This is a genomic window from Frankia nepalensis (assembly GCF_016786325.1).
Taxonomy (GTDB): domain Bacteria; phylum Actinomycetota; class Actinomycetes; order Frankiales; family Frankiaceae; genus Pseudofrankia; species Pseudofrankia nepalensis.
The window spans coordinates 29,264-44,242 of sequence record NZ_JADWYU010000147.1 but is presented as its reverse complement, the minus strand read 5'-3'; the positions used below and the strand labels follow the sequence as shown (position 1 = coordinate 44,242).

General features: G+C 71.3%; 13 protein-coding genes and 1 pseudogene. 7 read left to right on the top strand and 7 right to left on the bottom strand.

Features of this window, described 5'->3' with window-relative positions; all coding sequences use genetic code 11:
* The 3 genes and pseudogenes from I6A81_RS23050 to I6A81_RS23040 all read left to right on the top strand — a co-directional run.
* Positions 1 to 505, top strand: a pseudogene (locus tag I6A81_RS23050) (hypothetical protein); the annotation flags it as partial.
* 12 nt (positions 506 to 517) lie between these two features.
* The gene (locus tag I6A81_RS23045) at positions 518 to 1,285 is read left to right on the top strand and encodes a hypothetical protein (RefSeq protein WP_202999651.1); all 768 of its coding nucleotides are present in this window, start codon (positions 518 to 520) and stop codon (positions 1,283 to 1,285) included.
* A gap of 134 nt (positions 1,286 to 1,419) precedes the next feature.
* Entirely contained in the window at positions 1,420 to 2,355 is a 936-nt protein-coding gene (locus tag I6A81_RS23040; protein WP_202999650.1) for a S1 family peptidase, read from the top strand.
* Positions 2,356 to 2,531: 176 nt separating this feature from the next.
* On the opposite strand, the gene I6A81_RS23035 is transcribed toward I6A81_RS23040, so the two are convergent.
* From I6A81_RS23035 to I6A81_RS43775, 3 genes are all read right to left on the bottom strand, one after another.
* Entirely contained in the window at positions 2,532 to 3,776 is a 1,245-nt protein-coding gene (locus I6A81_RS23035; protein WP_202999649.1) for a cytochrome P450, read from the bottom strand.
* Between the two features lie 144 nt (positions 3,777 to 3,920).
* On the bottom strand, positions 3,921 to 4,424 hold the full coding sequence (locus tag I6A81_RS46305) for a LuxR C-terminal-related transcriptional regulator (RefSeq protein ID WP_407661348.1): 504 nt from the start codon (positions 4,422 to 4,424) through the stop codon (positions 3,921 to 3,923).
* A gap of 47 nt (positions 4,425 to 4,471) precedes the next feature.
* Positions 4,472 to 5,086, bottom strand: coding sequence for a hypothetical protein (locus I6A81_RS43775; RefSeq protein ID WP_238441543.1), 615 nt, complete (start codon positions 5,084 to 5,086; stop codon positions 4,472 to 4,474).
* On the opposite strand from I6A81_RS43775, the gene I6A81_RS23025 reads away from it, so the two are divergent.
* Positions 4,967 to 7,867 (top strand): LuxR C-terminal-related transcriptional regulator, encoded by a 2,901-nt coding sequence (locus I6A81_RS23025; protein ID WP_307874846.1) that lies wholly within the window; start codon positions 4,967 to 4,969, stop codon positions 7,865 to 7,867. The two genes, I6A81_RS43775 and I6A81_RS23025, sit on opposite strands and share 120 nt — an antisense overlap.
* Positions 7,868 to 7,898: 31 nt before the next feature.
* On the opposite strand, the gene I6A81_RS46300 is transcribed toward I6A81_RS23025, so the two are convergent.
* Both I6A81_RS46300 and I6A81_RS46295 read right to left on the bottom strand, forming a co-directional pair.
* The gene (locus tag I6A81_RS46300) at positions 7,899 to 8,201 is read right to left on the bottom strand and encodes a hypothetical protein (protein ID WP_203006179.1); all 303 of its coding nucleotides are present in this window, start codon (positions 8,199 to 8,201) and stop codon (positions 7,899 to 7,901) included.
* 54 nt (positions 8,202 to 8,255) lie between these two features.
* A complete protein-coding gene (locus I6A81_RS46295) occupies positions 8,256 to 8,615 on the bottom strand; it encodes a hypothetical protein (protein ID WP_407661349.1) in 360 nt (119 codons plus the stop codon).
* Here I6A81_RS46295 and I6A81_RS46290 point away from each other — a divergent pair.
* The 3 genes from I6A81_RS46290 to I6A81_RS23005 all read left to right on the top strand — a co-directional run bounded on the left by I6A81_RS46290 (position 8,521) and on the right by I6A81_RS23005 (position 9,918).
* Positions 8,521 to 8,820 (top strand): integrase core domain-containing protein, encoded by a 300-nt coding sequence (locus tag I6A81_RS46290; RefSeq protein ID WP_407661347.1) that lies wholly within the window; start codon positions 8,521 to 8,523, stop codon positions 8,818 to 8,820. The two genes, I6A81_RS46295 and I6A81_RS46290, sit on opposite strands and share 95 nt — an antisense overlap.
* A gap of 334 nt (positions 8,821 to 9,154) precedes the next feature.
* The gene (locus tag I6A81_RS23010; protein WP_203006169.1) at positions 9,155 to 9,628 is read left to right on the top strand and encodes a nuclear transport factor 2 family protein; all 474 of its coding nucleotides are present in this window, start codon (positions 9,155 to 9,157) and stop codon (positions 9,626 to 9,628) included.
* Complete coding sequence (locus tag I6A81_RS23005; RefSeq protein WP_307874847.1) at positions 9,625 to 9,918, top strand: EthD domain-containing protein; 294 nt, start codon at positions 9,625 to 9,627, stop codon at positions 9,916 to 9,918. Before I6A81_RS23010 ends, I6A81_RS23005 begins: the two co-directional genes overlap by 4 nt.
* On the opposite strand, the gene car is transcribed toward I6A81_RS23005, so the two are convergent.
* Positions 9,910 to 13,455 carry a carboxylic acid reductase gene (gene car, locus I6A81_RS23000; protein WP_203006170.1) on the bottom strand — a complete coding sequence of 1,182 codons (3,546 nt, stop codon included), beginning with the start codon at positions 13,453 to 13,455 and terminating at the stop codon, positions 9,910 to 9,912. The genes I6A81_RS23005 and car overlap by 9 nt on opposite strands.
* 448 nt (positions 13,456 to 13,903) lie before the next feature.
* Entirely contained in the window at positions 13,904 to 14,791 is an 888-nt protein-coding gene (locus I6A81_RS22995; RefSeq protein WP_307874845.1) for an SDR family NAD(P)-dependent oxidoreductase, read from the bottom strand.
* Between the last annotated feature and the right edge of the window lie 188 nt (positions 14,792 to 14,979).

Sequence of the window (14,979 nt, the reverse complement as noted above, 5' to 3'; positions counted from 1 at the left end):
GCGCCGGCCGAGGACGTCGAGGACGCCGGGCTCGGTACCGCCGCGCGGGTCGTCGACGACCCGGCCGAGATCACCCCCGCGGGGGTTAACCCGGCGCCGGGCGGGGGGGGCGGAACTCGCCGACGCGAGCGCGCTGGTTCGTCGCGGAGTCCGGGACCTGACCAAGTTCTGCCTTTTCCCGGCGCGGTTCCTGTACACGGCGGCGACGGGTCACGTCGGGCGCAACGAGGCCGCGGCCGACTGGTACATCGCCGGGAACCGGCCCGCCGCCGAGCTGGTGGCCTCGGCGATTCGGTGGCGGACCGAGGGCTGCGAACCCGAACCGGCGGCGCGGGCGGTGGCGGAGCACCTTCCGGCGCTGTACCGGGAGTTCATCGACGACTACCGGCCGCGCCTCTCGGTTCTCGGCGAGCACGGCCTCTCTGATCGGCTCGCCGACTGGGGCCGGCGTCTACCCGTCCCCGGGCGCGCGACGCAAGGCGCTCACCACTCGTGCGGCAAATGAGGAGGAAAGCAGATGAAGAAGATCCACGACTATATTGTCGAGCACCAGTGGCGCTTTGGTGGCCATCCGTTCTTCGTTCGCCTGGAACGACCGGCGCCCCTGTCCGAGATCCTTCCCTTCCCCACTCTGCTGACGTTCTGGGTGATGGGGTTCCAGGACGCGCTGCGACTGAACGCCGGGATGATGACGGAGCCTCGTTTCCAGGCCATGGCGCGCCAGCACGTCCGTGAGGACAGCGGTCACGACCTCTGGTTCCTGCGTGATCTGGAGCTGATCGACGGATCGTTGCCGGACCTGCGCATCCTGTTCGGCGAGGAGCACTGGGCCGCCCGCGAGATGACCTACGGACTGCTCTCCGACCTCATTCTGGCGGAGGACGACGTCGAGCGCACCGTGGTCGTACTCGCCATCGAGTCCGTCAGTGAGATATTTCTGGAGCGGATTGTCCCGTACTTTCAGGGTGCCGGTGTCGAACGTGCGCTCCGATACTTCGCGACGAACCACTCCGAGGTCGAGAAGGACCACGAGCTGCGGGATCTCGACACGCGGGAGATGCTCGACGCGATCGAGCTCTCCCCGTCGGCCGAGGCTCGGTGCCGGAGCGCGGTGGACCGCTGCTACGCGCGTTTCGAAGATCTCTTCGACCGGATCGACAAGAAGATCGAGGAGTGCCTGGCCGCCGGCGGCGGGCGCTACGACGAGCGCGCCGCCCTCGTGCGAGACGCCGCCCGGGCCACGCACCGGCCCGGCCGAGAGCCCGTGGGCCACCCGGCGCGGTGAGCCGTCCCGGAAGCCGTGCCGTCATGCGCGAACTGAACGGATCGAGTAGCCACCGCCCATGTGAGTTCGCGCGAATCCTCACATGGTCGCGCGAAATGACCTTCCGAGAAACGCCGCGACGAGGGGTGAGTTCCTTGGGTGCCAGCTGGGCGGGACGACGTCTGACAGCCGCGGCCGCGCTGACGGCCGCCGCGTTGGTGGGAGGCGGTGATGCCGGAGTGGCCGCCGCCGGCCACAGCCCGGGCGAGCTCGCTGCCGCCAACGAGGCGATCGAGTCCGCCCGAATACCGGGAACGGTGTGGTACGTGGACGACGCGCGGGCCGTCGTCACGCTGGTCGTCGACCCCTCGGTCGGTGACGGCGACGTCGCGAGAATCCGGGAGCGGGCGGGAAGCGCCGCGGCGGCCATCACGGTCGAGCGCATGGACAGCCGCCTGGTCGACTACGTCGCCGGCGGCGACCCCGTCTACCTGGCCGCCGGCCGGTGCACGCTGGGATTCAACCTGACCGGTTCGTGGAACCAGTACTTCCTGACCGCGGGGCACTGCGTCGACCCGAGTTCCGGGGCCGCCGCGTACACCGACGCGGCGTTGTCGACCGTCGTCGGGCTCCCGGTGAAGTCGAACACCATGCGGGACTACGGCCTGATGGCTCACGCGAACCCGGCGGTGGCGCAACCGGGCACCGTCGGCGCCGTGGACGTGGCCGGCGTGCTGCCGCCCGTTCCGTCGATGATGCAGGTCCTGCTCGGCCTGCCGGTCGCGCACCACGGTGGTGTCAGCGGCGTCCGTGCGGGCAAGGTGACCGCTGTGAACGTCAGTTCAGCGAGCATCGCCGGCGGCCTCCGGAAGGGACAGATCATGACCAACATCTGCGGCCAGCCGGGTGACAGCGGGGGGCCGCTGCGGACGAACGTCGGGGGCGCCGTCGAGCAGGCGGTCGGCGTTATCTCCAACGGGCCGATGACCCTCGACTGCTCCGCGCCCGGAAACAAGAAGAGCTTCACCCTGTACGCGCCGGTCGTCTCGGCGCTGGCGGAGTACGACGAATACGGCCTCAGCGTCCACTGAGGCGTCGCGGCCGGCGGCCCAGAGAATCGGCGCGATCGCCACCAGCTCGGTTCCATCGGCTGCTCGTTCCGAGGTACGTGATCGGGCCGGTGATGACGGCGTGGCGCATTCGTGTGAGCGGTGGCCCACCGTGCCCCGGTGGGTCACCATTCCCGTTCGGTCCGCGGCGGTCGCCGTCACCCGCCGAGGAGCCAGAGCGCGGCCGGGCCCCTGGACAGCGCGATCGGCTTGTACGCGGGCGGCTCATCGGATTCCAGGCGCGCGTTCGGGAAGCGCTCGGTGAGCAGCTCGAGGGCGATGCCGAGGATGAGCCTGGCCAGCGGGGCGCCCACGCAGATGTGGATTCCGTGGCCGAAGACCAGACGCGGCGCCTCGGCACGGTCGAGTCGGAACTCCGCCGGGGACGGGACATGCTCGGGGTCGTGGTTGCCCGACGGGAAGAGCACGACGACCCGCTCGCCCGCGCGGATGTCGACCCCGGCGAGTGTCACGGCACGAGTCGCGATGCGGACGACGCCCATGGTGGGACTGTCGTAACGGAGCCCTTCGGCGACCAGACGGTCCAGGGCGACCTCGCGGCGCGCCACCGCCGACCAGAGGGCGGGCTCGCGCAGCAACGCCAGGATGATGTTCGCCAGCGCGTTCGCCGTGGTCTCCCAGCCGGCGAGGACGAGACCGAGGGCGTTGTTCGCGGCCTGGCCCGGGGTCAGCCGGGTCCCCTCCACCTCGCGGGTGGCCATGAAGGTCAGGAGATCGTCACGGGGGTCGGATCGACGCTCGGCGAGGATGCCCTCGATGCGCCCGAAGCCCGTCATCAGCCGGGCGCCGACCTGCGACAGCGTCGCGGGGTCGACGAACGCGTGGCCGACGAGGATCACGGTCGCGTCCTGGAGCCAGGTCCGCAGCTCGTCACGGATCTGCTCGGGGAAGCCCACCACCCGCATGAGGACCGCGAGTAGGGCGGGATCCGCGAACTGCCCGACGAGGTCGAACCGCGTGTCCGGCAGCGCGGCCACGTGCCGGGCGATGACCTCCCGAATGGCCGGCTCCAGCGCGGAGATCATGCGCGGGCTGATGCCCTCATGCACGACGCGCCGGATCGGCCGGTGCCGCGGGGGGTCGAGCGTCAGCAGGCTCGAGTTCTCCCACAGGTAGTCGGACGCGCGTTGCGCCTCCGGTGGCAGGGTGGTCGGCCGGGGAACGGGCTCGGCGGAGGAGAAGGTCTCCGGATCGGCCGTGACCGCCCTGATGTCGTCGTGGCGGGTCACACACCATGATCCCATCGCCGCGGAGAAGAACACCGGCTCGGTCCGCCGGGCCTGCTCGAAGTAGGAGTAGGCATCCGCGATGTCCGGCCCGAACGCGTTGAAGGTGCTCAGGTCGTGCCGCGGCTGCTCGGTCCAGGTGTCCTGGGTGGTCATCGGCTGCCCTTCGTCTGGAACCAGCTCCGGCCCGACCGGCCGGCACGTGCCGCGCCAGTCAACGGGTTCCCGAGCCTCCGGTCGTGAGCAGTGGCTACTCAAAGACGACCGCCGCCACCGCGGCGCTCGCGGGGACAGCGTCGTCTAGCCGGCGACACCCAGTGGGCGGCTCCAGGGCCGCTGGTCGGAGCCGTGTTCGCGCGTCGTCGCGACCACGATTGGTGGAGGAGCCCTGCGGCGGCGGTACGCGCTCTGCTGGCATACGCGCGAGCAGTACTGGCGCCGCCGCCCCGTCGCTGCCACCTGGACGAGGTCACCGCACTCCGCGCAGGCCAGGCCGCGGCCTGGCGGGGCCGCGGCCCCCTCCGCCATCGCCGGTGCGCGCGCGCCGGCGGCCGGCCGCGCTTCGTCGTCCGCCTGCCCACCGGGAGCCGGGGGGACATCCTTGCCTGCCGGGTGGAGGAGGCGGCCGTCGGCGGCGACGAGACCGCCGCCCGGCGCGGGTGGCGGGAGCAGACCGAGTCGCTGGGCGCGCAGGACGGCCGTGAGCCGGTCGGTCACCCCGAGCTTGCGGTACAGCCTTTCCAGGTGCTTGCCGACGGTCCGTTCGGAGATCGCCAGCCGACGCGCGGTCGCGCCGGCGGTCAGCCCTTCGGCGAGTGCTGCCAGGACGACGGCTTCGCGTGGCGTGATCGTCAGTTCCTCGGCGGCTCGCGCGCGGGGTGATGCAGGTGGCGGCTCATACCCGCGAGCAACGGCGCGATCCGGTTGGCCACGTCGAGGTCCTGGTCGCTGAAGTCCCGATCGGCTCGCAGGAGCGACAGCCCGGTCGAGACGCGCCCGGGGATCTCGGCCAGCGGGATGTTGAGGTGGTTCGCCGCGCCCATCATCTCCCGCATCCAGGCGTGGGCACCGGTGCGCCGCCACTCCCGTGAGGACACCAGGTCGGTCACCCTCATCGTCGGGTGTGTTCCGGTGGTGAACACATGGTGGCTGAAGGGATGGTCGGCGACCAGGTCGCCGGGCATCGCCGAGCCGCGGGGCATCGTCAGCGCGGCCGGATCGGGCAGCATCTCGATCACCGTGCCCGCCCGGGCCGCGATGTTTATCTCGATCACAGCGGCGACGTCGGCCCCGAACAGCGAAACCTGAAGCTCCTGGCAGACGAGCCGCCAGACGTCCTCCGGCTGGTGCGCCGCGAAGACCACCTCCGCCAACTGCAGCATCTGGTCGTAGGCACGAGCGGGGACCCGCGGCATCCAGACACACCCCGTGAACGCGTCGGCGAGCGGACCACGGCGCTTCCGCATCCGTGGTCCCCTGATACCGCATTGACGGGTGCCGTGTGCGCACAACGCGGCCGAAGTGGCACGGCTCGCGCGGCGGGCGGCGCGACCCGAGTGCCGCCCGTCGGCGGCCGCCCGCGACGCGGCGTGTTTCGTCACGCGGACTGGCGAGGCGTACGTAGTTCAGCGAATACCTTGCGCGCGCCCAGCTGGCCTACATTCGGCACACATCGCGGCCGGGGCGCCGGACACACGGACGAAGCGTCCCGGGCGCGGCACGCCGGGCACCGCGACCGCGAGCTCGTCCTCGTCAACGTGGACACGGCGAACCAGGACCTCGAGCCGCGCCGCTCTCGCGTCGGCGCACCCAGGAGGAGGAGTGTGGTGTCGGGGCCATCGGCGACGTCATCCACCGCGACACGAACGGCGGCGGACGACCGGGTTCCGCCGCCGCTTCGGCGTCACGGCGGCGTAGCGATCACAGGAGTCGGTGTCCGAACGCCAGCCGCGCCCTCGGGCGGGCCGACCGGGCGCTGGCCGCTCACAGGGCGCGACCGGGAACTCGCGGCGTTCCGGCGGACTGTGCGGGATCCTGGCCGGGCGGCGTTCTGCGCGAGCGCCGCGGAAGGGGTGGGCAAGACCAGGCTTGCCGACGAGTGCCTGACGTGGGCGGCTCGGGAGAACCTGCCAGTGCTCAGGGTGGCCGCGAGCCGCGCGGCGGCGAACCTCCCGCTCGGGGCGCTGCGCCATCTGGCGCGACACGGTGCGGCGACTCCCGGCGACGGGCCGCCGCCAACCGTGGCTCCAGGCGTGGACGCGGCGGGTGTCGGCGGGCCGAGCGCCAGTCCGGGGCCCGACGTCGTGGCCGTCATGGCCGAGGTCCGGGCGGCGATGCGCGCGGTGTCCGGACGGCGGCGTCTGATCCTGGTCGTCGACGACTTCAACCTGCTGGACTCCGCCTCGGTGTGCCTCGTCTCCGAGCTGGTCGCCGCCGGCGAGGTCTTCCTGACGGCGACGCTGCGGCGGGGTGAGGAGCCGGTCCCTGACCTGCTCGAGCGGCTGTGGTCGGGTGATCGGGCGGAGTGGATCGACCTCGCGCCCCTGGAGCGCGCCGACGTCGACCTCCTGCTGGCGCGGACCATGGGCGGCCCGGCGACGGCGGACACCTGCGCCGTCCTGTGGGAGGCGAGCCTGGGAAACCCCCTGATCCTGCGGGAGCTCGTCCTCGGAGCGCTCCGTGGCGGCTGCCTCGTCGTCGAGGAGGGCGTGTGGCGGCTGACGGGCGAACCCGCGCCGACGCCCCGGCTGCACGGCCTTGTGGAGGGCACGCTCGCGGCCGTCACCCCCGCGGAGGTCGACCTGCTGGAGCGCCTGTCGGTCGTGGGCCGGCTCAGCATGGCGGCCCTCGGCGCGGCCGGGTCGGTGGAGGCCCTGGAGTCGCTGGAACGGCGGGGCCTGGTCCAGGTGCACCAGGACGGCCGACGTAGGCCGGTGACGCTCGCGCACCCGGTGTTCGCGCGCTCGATCCAGGACCGCATGCCGCGCGCCGCCGTCGAGCGCATCCTCGCCGAGACCGCTCGGCACACGCGCGCGACCGGCGCCCGGCGCCGGGACGACGCCCGGGAGCCCAGCGCGCCGTCGCTTCGCCCAGCGCCTTCGGCGTGGTCCGAGCCCCTGCCGGCTACGCCGCCCGCCTCCGTCTGGTCGAGCTCGCGAGGATCGACTCCGGCGGAGGCGAATCTCGCGCGGACAGCCGCGATGTCGCCGCCCGAACCGTCAACGCCACCCAACGCCGTCGCGGTCCCGGCTGTCGAGGCGGTCTGGGACGTGCACCGGAGAGTGTCCGACCTGCTGGATCGCGGCCAGGTGGGCGACGCGGTGGCGGCGGGACTGCACGGGCCGCGCCTGGCCGCCGAGGCCCGCGCGAGCGCGGCCCACGTCGCCTGCGCCGACCTGCTCGGACGCTGCCACCTCGCCGCCGGGCGTCCCGTCAGCGCCATCCGCTGGTTCCGGGAGGCGGCGGTGATCGCGCGCGTCGGCGAACTGGAGGCGGCAGTCGAGCTCGTGCACAGCGGTCTGGCCCTGGCGCACGCCTATCTCGGTGACGAGGCCGAGGCGTCGCGCGCGCTCGAGCGCGGCGGCGCCCCGGCCGGCCGGGGGCTGAACGCCCGAGCCCACGCCTGGCATCTGGCGCTGCGTGGGGACTCCCCGGGCGCGATCGCGTCGCTGCTCGCCGCCGCCGACGCGGACGACGCCGACGGTGATCCCCGAGCGGCGGCCGAAGCCCTGTACGACGTCGCGCGCCTGGGCCGGCCGGCGGACGTGGCCGCGCGCCTCCAACGCCTGAGCGAGACGGCCGGCAGCGCCCTGGTCACCACGGCGGCTCGGCACGCGGGCGCGGCGGCGAGCCGTGACGCGGCGGCGCTCGCCGCGGTGGCGACGGAGTTCGAGGCGGTCGGGGCGTATCTGTTCGCGGCGGAGGCCGCCGCGGACGCGCAGCGGTGCCCGTGCGACCCGCGCCGCCGCGCGGCACTCGTCGCGCGGGCCGCGACGCTCGCGCAGCGGTGCGAGCACGCCCACACCCCTTCGATGCTCGGCCTCGCCACGGTTGTCCCGCTGAGCCGCCGGGAACGGGAGATCTGCGCGCTGGCGGCTCGCGGTCTGAGTAGCCGCGATATAGCCGCCCGGCTGGTGCTGTCCATACGCACGGTGGACAACCACCTCCAGCGGGCGTACCGAAAGCTGGGGGTGACGCGACGCGACCAACTCGCGGACGCGCTCGCCCTGCCCTCCGCACCGAGGTAGACAACCGCCCTGTCATGGGTTCCCCCGGCCGTCACCGCGGGCCGGGACCGGCCGGGGACGGCACGGCCACGAGCCGATGCTCGGGACCGCGCTCGACGCGGGCACGGACCTCGGGCGAGTCGAACCGCGCGTCGGTCCGGCGGGTCGCGGCCGCCCAGTCCGCTATCGTCCGGACCGGGTCGAGCGCCGCGCGGCCACCGGTCCGCCGGGAGATCCGCGACCTGGTCCTACGTCTGCCCGGGAGAACCCGACCTGGGAACACCGCGGGATCCACGGAGAACTCGTCGGGCTGGGCCATCGGGTGGGAGTGGCCACCGTGTGGCGGATCCTGCACCGAGCCGGCGTCGACCCCGCGCCACGGAGAGCCGACACCTCCTGGCGCGCGTTCCTACGCGCCCAGGCCTCCAGCATCCTGGCCTGCGACTCCTTCACGGTCGACACGGTCCTCCTTCGACGGATCTACGTGTTCTTCGTCGTTGAGCACGCAACCCGACATGTCCACGTCCTCGGCGTCACGCGGCATCCGACCGCGGCCTGGGTTACCCAGGCCGCCCGGAACCTGCTTATGGACCTCGAGGAGTCGGGCCACCGGTTCCGTTTCCTCCTTCGCGACCGCGACGCGAAGTTCACCGCCTCGTTCGACGCCGCCTTCACTGGCGCCGGCATCGAGGTCGTACGCACCACCACAGGCACCCCGGGCGAACGCAATCGCGGAACGCTGGATCGGCACCGCCCGCCGCGAATGCACCGACAGGCTACTGATCGTCTCCGAACGACACCTGACGTCGGTACTCGGCAGCTACGTCGAGCACTTCAACTCCCACCGACCTCATCGGGTACTCGGCCAGCGCCCACCCGACCCGCCAGCCCCGACCGCCCCAGCCGTGGGGACCACCGTCCGACGCACGAACATCCTCGGCGGCCTCATCAACGAGTACCGCAACGCCGCCTAACCACACCCCCAGGCAATCAAGCGTGCCGCGAAGGGCCAGCTCACAGGCCGAAACAGAATTTCGGAGCCCCACAGGCCCGAAAGTTGCGGGTGACCTCGACGACGGTGAGTCGCTGGTACCGGGCCTGGGAGACGGGCGGGACGGCGGCGCTGCGCTCGGTCGGGCCGTTGTCGGCGTGCCGGCGCGGCGGGAGTCCTGATCACGGAGCCCGGCGACTGCTCGCGCGGGCCGGTCGATGGCGGCCGCGGCAGTACGATCCGACTTGGGGCCAACACGGCCAGTCGTATCGCCAGCGACTTTTCGAGAGAAATCCATTTCGATCAGGAGAGTACGGATGACAGGAATCGACCTGAACCGGGCCGCCATCGAGTCCGCACAGCTCCAGAACGGCTACGCGTGGGCCATCGACACGCGCGACTGGGATTATTTCCGGACCCTGTTCACGCCGGACGTCGTCGCGGCCTACCCGAACGAGACGTACCAGGGAATGGACAGCTGGCTGGACTTCTTCATTCCCTTCCACGACACCTGCGCCTGGACCCAGCACATGATGACCAACCACCTGGTGGGATCCGACGGCGACGGGGTGTGGGCCACCTGCTACGGCCAGATAGCGTGGACCTTCCAGGGCCAGCCGGATCGCCTCCTGCGCGCCGGGGCCGTCTACCGCGACCGGCTCGTGCTCCACGGCGGCGCCTGGCGCATCGCGCGCCGTCGGCTGGACCTGGTCCTCACCCAGGTCGCCACCCCGCTGCCCGCGGGCGTGACGCTCCCGATGTCCGTCCTGGACGTCGCTGACGTCTCCTGACCACGGTCGCGCGCGGACGGCCGCACCTTGTTCTCCAGGGGCCCGTCGGGGACCTGGTCGCCGGCGGGGAGCCGCTGGAGCCGGAGTACGACGTCGTCACGGAGATCTGGTACGACGACCTGGCGGCGTTCACCGACGAGCAGCGCGACGCGCGTCAGCGCCCCGAGCTGGTCGCCGCCGTCATCGCGGACGAGAAGGTCCTGTTCGACCGGGCCAGGACGCGTGCCGCCTTCGCCGAGGACCGGGTCTCCGACCTCACGACCGTAGAGGTAGCTGAGTGGTCAGGGTAGCTTTGGCGTGGAGCCGGCCGTGCCTGGCGGCGCGGAGACAAGGCCCAGCCGGGTCATGTCGTCGAGGCATTTGTGAATGAACGCCCGCGTCAGGTGGGGGATCTCCGGGCCGACCGGCAGGTCGCGGACCGCGGCCTGGAACCGCGTTGTGGCGACCATCGGCTCCGCGGGCCGGGGCTGGCTCATCGTCCCGAGCACGGTGAGGGACGAGTGTTGGCGCTGGGTCTCCGGCAGGGCCTTGATCTTGGTCTCGAAGCGCTCGAACCAGGTGGCGTAGTCCGGCACCCGCTCAACCGGATAGCCTGCGTCCACGATCCAGTCGACGAACGTGTCGAGTGAGATCCCGTCGTCCGAGTGGTGGTTCAGGGCGTGGTAGTTGCGGAAGCCGCCGTGTGACTGGGCGCTGATTCCCACGATGGCCGCGGCGACAAAGTCGACCGGGAGGCCGTCGTAGTGCGCGCACCCGGGCGCGCCGGTGTCGCCGAGCGGGTAGAAGGAGGCTGGGGCAAGGCCGGTGAGCACGATGCTGGTGAGCAGGCGGGTGAAGACATCGGGCACGTTGATCTGGCCGTGGTAGGTCCGGTGCGCGAGCATCATGTCGCCGCGGAAGACGTTCACCGGCAGGCCGACGGCGCGGTGCGCGGAGAGCAGGACCTGCTCCGCGGCCCATTTGCTCGCGCCGTAGCCCATGCGGTAGTGATCCAGATCGATCTCATCGAGAAGCGGAGCGTCCTCGTCGCGCGAGACGCCGCGGTCGAGGAGGTAGGTGGTCGCGGCCGAGGAGACGAAGTCGAACCGCTTCTGCCGGTGAGTCAGCGCTAGCCGGACGAGTTCGGCGGTGCCGGCGACGTTCGGGCCGAACAGAGCCTCGTACGGAAGGACATGGTTGACCAACGCGCCCGGGTGCACGATGCGGTCGACCTGGCGCGCGAGACGGTCGAAGGCCGCGGCGGGCAGCCCGAGACGGGGTTCCGCCACGTCGCCGATGACGACCTCCAGCCGGCCTTCGCTCAGTGCGGCGAACCTCTGGCGCAGGTCCGGATCCGTGCCGAAGCCCGCGGCCAGGCGGTCCCAGGCGGCGGCCTCGTCGGTCGCGCGCACGAGGCAGATGAGCCTTCCGCCGGTGGCATCGAGGCGTTCGAGCCACTCGAGACACATGAAGCGGCCGAGGAAACCGGTGGCGCCGGTGAGCAGCACACAGGTCGAGGTGGCTGGCGGCGGTTCGCTCGGTGCCTGCCTGAGGACGTCTGCATCGAGGAAGGCGGAGATGTCCAGGTCCGCGGCACGCAGGAGTCGGCCGCGGGTGCCGTGGACGCGCTCGAAGGTCGCCAGTCGCCCGCTGGACTGGTCGAGAGTGGACTCGATCAGCCGCGTCCAGGCCTGAGGGTTGCCCGTGGGGCTGAGGATCGCGTTGACCGGGACCTCGACGCCGAAGATGTCCCCTAGCGTCGTCGAGAAGGCCGCGGCGCCGAGCGAGTCCCCGCCGAGATCGATGAAGCCGAGCGATGCCGCCGGATCGATGTCCTCCACGCCCAGTGCGACCTCCAGCGCCCTGACGACCTTGTCCAGGACGCTGGTGGCGCTGTCGAGTTCCTTGAGGGCGGCGAGGTTCTCGGTCTGTCGGCGCTCGAGGTCGGAGTAGAGCTGCTCGAGGCGGTCTCGGTACCTGGCCTCGAGGGCGGGACGCATCCTTTTGTGGACGCTGGAAAGCAGCCCGTTCTCGTGCGTGAACGGTTCATGCTCAACAATGAAGTCGCGCGGCACCTCGAACGATCGGAGGCCCTCCTTGGCCGCGATGTCGCGCAACTCGGACCGGATCAGGTCCCGCACCGACGTCTCCGTGGGGTTGTCGCCGAGCCGGTCACGCATCACGTCTGGATTGGGAACGACGACGGCGAGCACATAGGAACGCGCGGAGTTGCCGTAGACGAAGATCTGGTCGATGAGTTCGCTGCCGTTCTCGAACGTCGTCGCCAGCGCGCCGACGGCCACGAACTCGCTCTGGGCCAGCTTCAGCACGTCGTTGCGGCGGCCGATCCACTCGATCTGGTCCGGTCCGCGTTCCTCGACGATGTCACCGGTGCACAAGTACCCGTCGGCGTCGAACAGGGCGGCGGTCGCCTCCGGGCGCTTGAAGTAGCCGGGTGTGGCCCGCTCGCTTTTGACGCAGAACTCTCCCCGGGGATAGGGCTTGTCCGTCCGGAAGTAGCCGAGCTCGGGAACGTCGCGCAGCCGGTAGTCGGTGACCGGGGGACGCAGGACACGTCCCATGACCGCCATGGTGCCTGCCTCGGTCGAGCCGTAGCCGCCGCCGAGGCGCACCTGAAAGCACTCCTCGATGAACTGCCGCACCTGGGGGGTCACGGGCGCGCCGGCGCCGCCGATCGCGCACACCCGGTCGCCGAGGAACTCGGTGCGCACGGCTCGCATCGCCTCGGCGCGCGCCGAGGCGGCGTGGGCGCCCTCCGCCACGCGCCGGACGACCTCGCTGAGGAAGTGCTGGTAGATCAGGTCGAGGATTCGCGGGAAGACCGAGACCTCGGTCGGGCGGGTCAGCCGGATGTCCTCGAAGACGGTGGAAAGGTCGCTCCTGGCGGTGATGTTCACCCTGCCGCCGTGCGCGAACGCCGAGTAGATCATGTGGCGGCCTGCCATGTGGTTCAGCGGGGCGAGGGCCACCCGGACGACGGGACCGGGCCGCTCACCCGGGTCCCACTGCGCCGCCGCCGTGTGCTCGGTGACGATGACGCCCTTGGGAGTGCCTGTGCTGCCTGAGGAGTGGATGAGCAGGGCCATCCGGTCAGCGCCGGCGGCGGATGGGGGAGGAGGCTCCCAGGCCGGTAGGTCCCTGCCGGCGGCGATCAGTTCGTCGAGCGTGACGAGCCGGGCGCGCGAGCCGTTGCTCGCGAGCTCGTCCCGGGCGGCGGCGAGGCGCTCACGGTCCTCGTCGATCCGGGCGTCGTGACGGAGCGCGATGATCGTGTGGATGGAGGCCTGCGTGCCGGCGAGCGTCGCCGCCAGGTGGAGATCGGTCATCTCCGCCGCGACCGCGGTCGGCGCGGTGTCCGCGATGATGCCCCGTAGGTCGGTGGTGGCGAGCGTGGCCTGCAGGGGCACGCTCACCGCGAGCTGGTAGGCGACCGCCAGGTCCACCGTGACGTAGTCCGCGCTGGCGAAGCCGAGGATGCAGACGAAATCGCCGGGTTCCACCCGGTATCGCGGATCATCTCGCCACGCCGCGGCGAGGTACTTGATCCGACGATGAAGCTCGCTATACGTGATCGAGTCGAAACCGGGCTGGTGGACCCGGCGGGCGCGTCCTGCGTCGTCCTGGACGACCTCGTACCGCCGCTGGCCCAGCGCGGAACGTCCGGCATAACCGTCAAGCACCGTCGCGATGATCTGTTGGTAGGACAGGCCCGGGCGGCGGGCGGCGGCGGTGACCTCCGGATCGGGACTCAGTGCTCGCAGCTCGTGGTCCGCCTCGGCCATCTCGGCCAGGCGTTCGGCCGGACGCCGCACATCCGTCACTGACATCGTCTTCCTCGTCCCCAGTTGGACCTGCGATTTCGACAGCTACTGGTGTCCCTGGAACCGGCGAGCCCCACAGGGGATGGGTATCCGGCCGTGGCGGACGACCCTCCGGTCGCCCTTCAGCTGGAGGCCGCTGCCGGGGCAGCCGCTCCTGCGCATCCCAACGGCCCTGCGCATCCCAACGGCAGCGGTCCACTTCCTCCGCCGCGGCGACGAGATTAATCATACTGACGAGGTTGATTCTGGGTCAAGCGCGGACGTAGCCTGCCGGCGTGATCTCCTCGGACGAGCCCAACGCCCCGGTCGTCGGTGACGCCGTCGGCGTCGAGCGGGCGCCGCCGGGCGCATGCCGCCGGCACCGCCACCCCGAGCCACCCGCGGGCCGCCCGGGGGGACGACGGTGCCTGAACCCGCCGCGCCGCCACCGCGGCGGGCGCGTCAGGCGAGGCGGTCAACTCTCCATGCGTCGTACTGGGAAGCGTTCCCGCACCTGTTCCTGCGACCACGTCCAGAGCCGCTCGACCGCCTCGGGGTCCGTCGCGTGAGGGGCCGCCATCGTGACCGCGCAGTCGGCGACATAGCTGCCGGAAGCCACACCTTCGACGGTGGCGGCCCAGGCGATGGTCGCCGCGCCCTGCGCGATTGACTTCACCGTCGCCTCGGACCCGGCGGGTCGGTTCTGTACCGCCGCCTGATCGGCCTCGCCGAGGTGACGGTACAAGTCTGTGGCGACCATGCCCGGGTGCACGGCGTACGCCGAGTAACCGTGACGTGCCAGGCCGAGCGTGAACAAGATGTTCGCGGTCTTCGACTGTCCATATGCCTCCCACTTGCGGTACGGACGACCGAGGTAGTGCGGGTCGTCCCAGTTCATGCCCGACACCAGGTGGCCGCGCGAGGCGACGTTCACCACGCGGCCGTCAGCCGCCAGTCGGGGGGCGACCAGCGCGGTCAGCAGGAAATGACCCAGGTGGTTGGTCCCGAGCTGCAGCTCGAACCCCTGAGCGGTGCGGCCCAACGGAGTGGCCATGACGCCGGCGTTGTTCACCAGCACATCGATGCGCGGCCATCGCTCGAGCAACCGGGCAGCCCCCGCGCGGACACCCTCGAGCGTGGCCAGGTCGAGCGTGATCAACTGGCCCGAGCGGCCGGTCACACGGAGTGCCTCGCCGCAACGAGCCGGGTCACGAACCAGCAGCACGACCTCGGCACCACGGGCCGCGAGCGCGCGAGCCGTCTCGAGCCCGAGGCCACCCGACGCTCCGGTGACGGCCATCACCTTGCCGCGCAGGTCGACGTCCTTCAGGACCTCGTCCGTGGTAACTGCGTCCGGCGTCACGGATTGCCCTCCTCGTGAAATAGAGCACGCACCGAGAATGTCACTCACGGTGCTGAGCGGAATGAAGACGGGAGCGTATTCGGCTCCTCGCGCGGCGTTAAAGCGATGTCACGCCACGACGCTACCGCGGCACTCTCGCTGCGGCCCTCCCACGTCGGAGTCCATAGATATTCCCATGATGGTCCGCG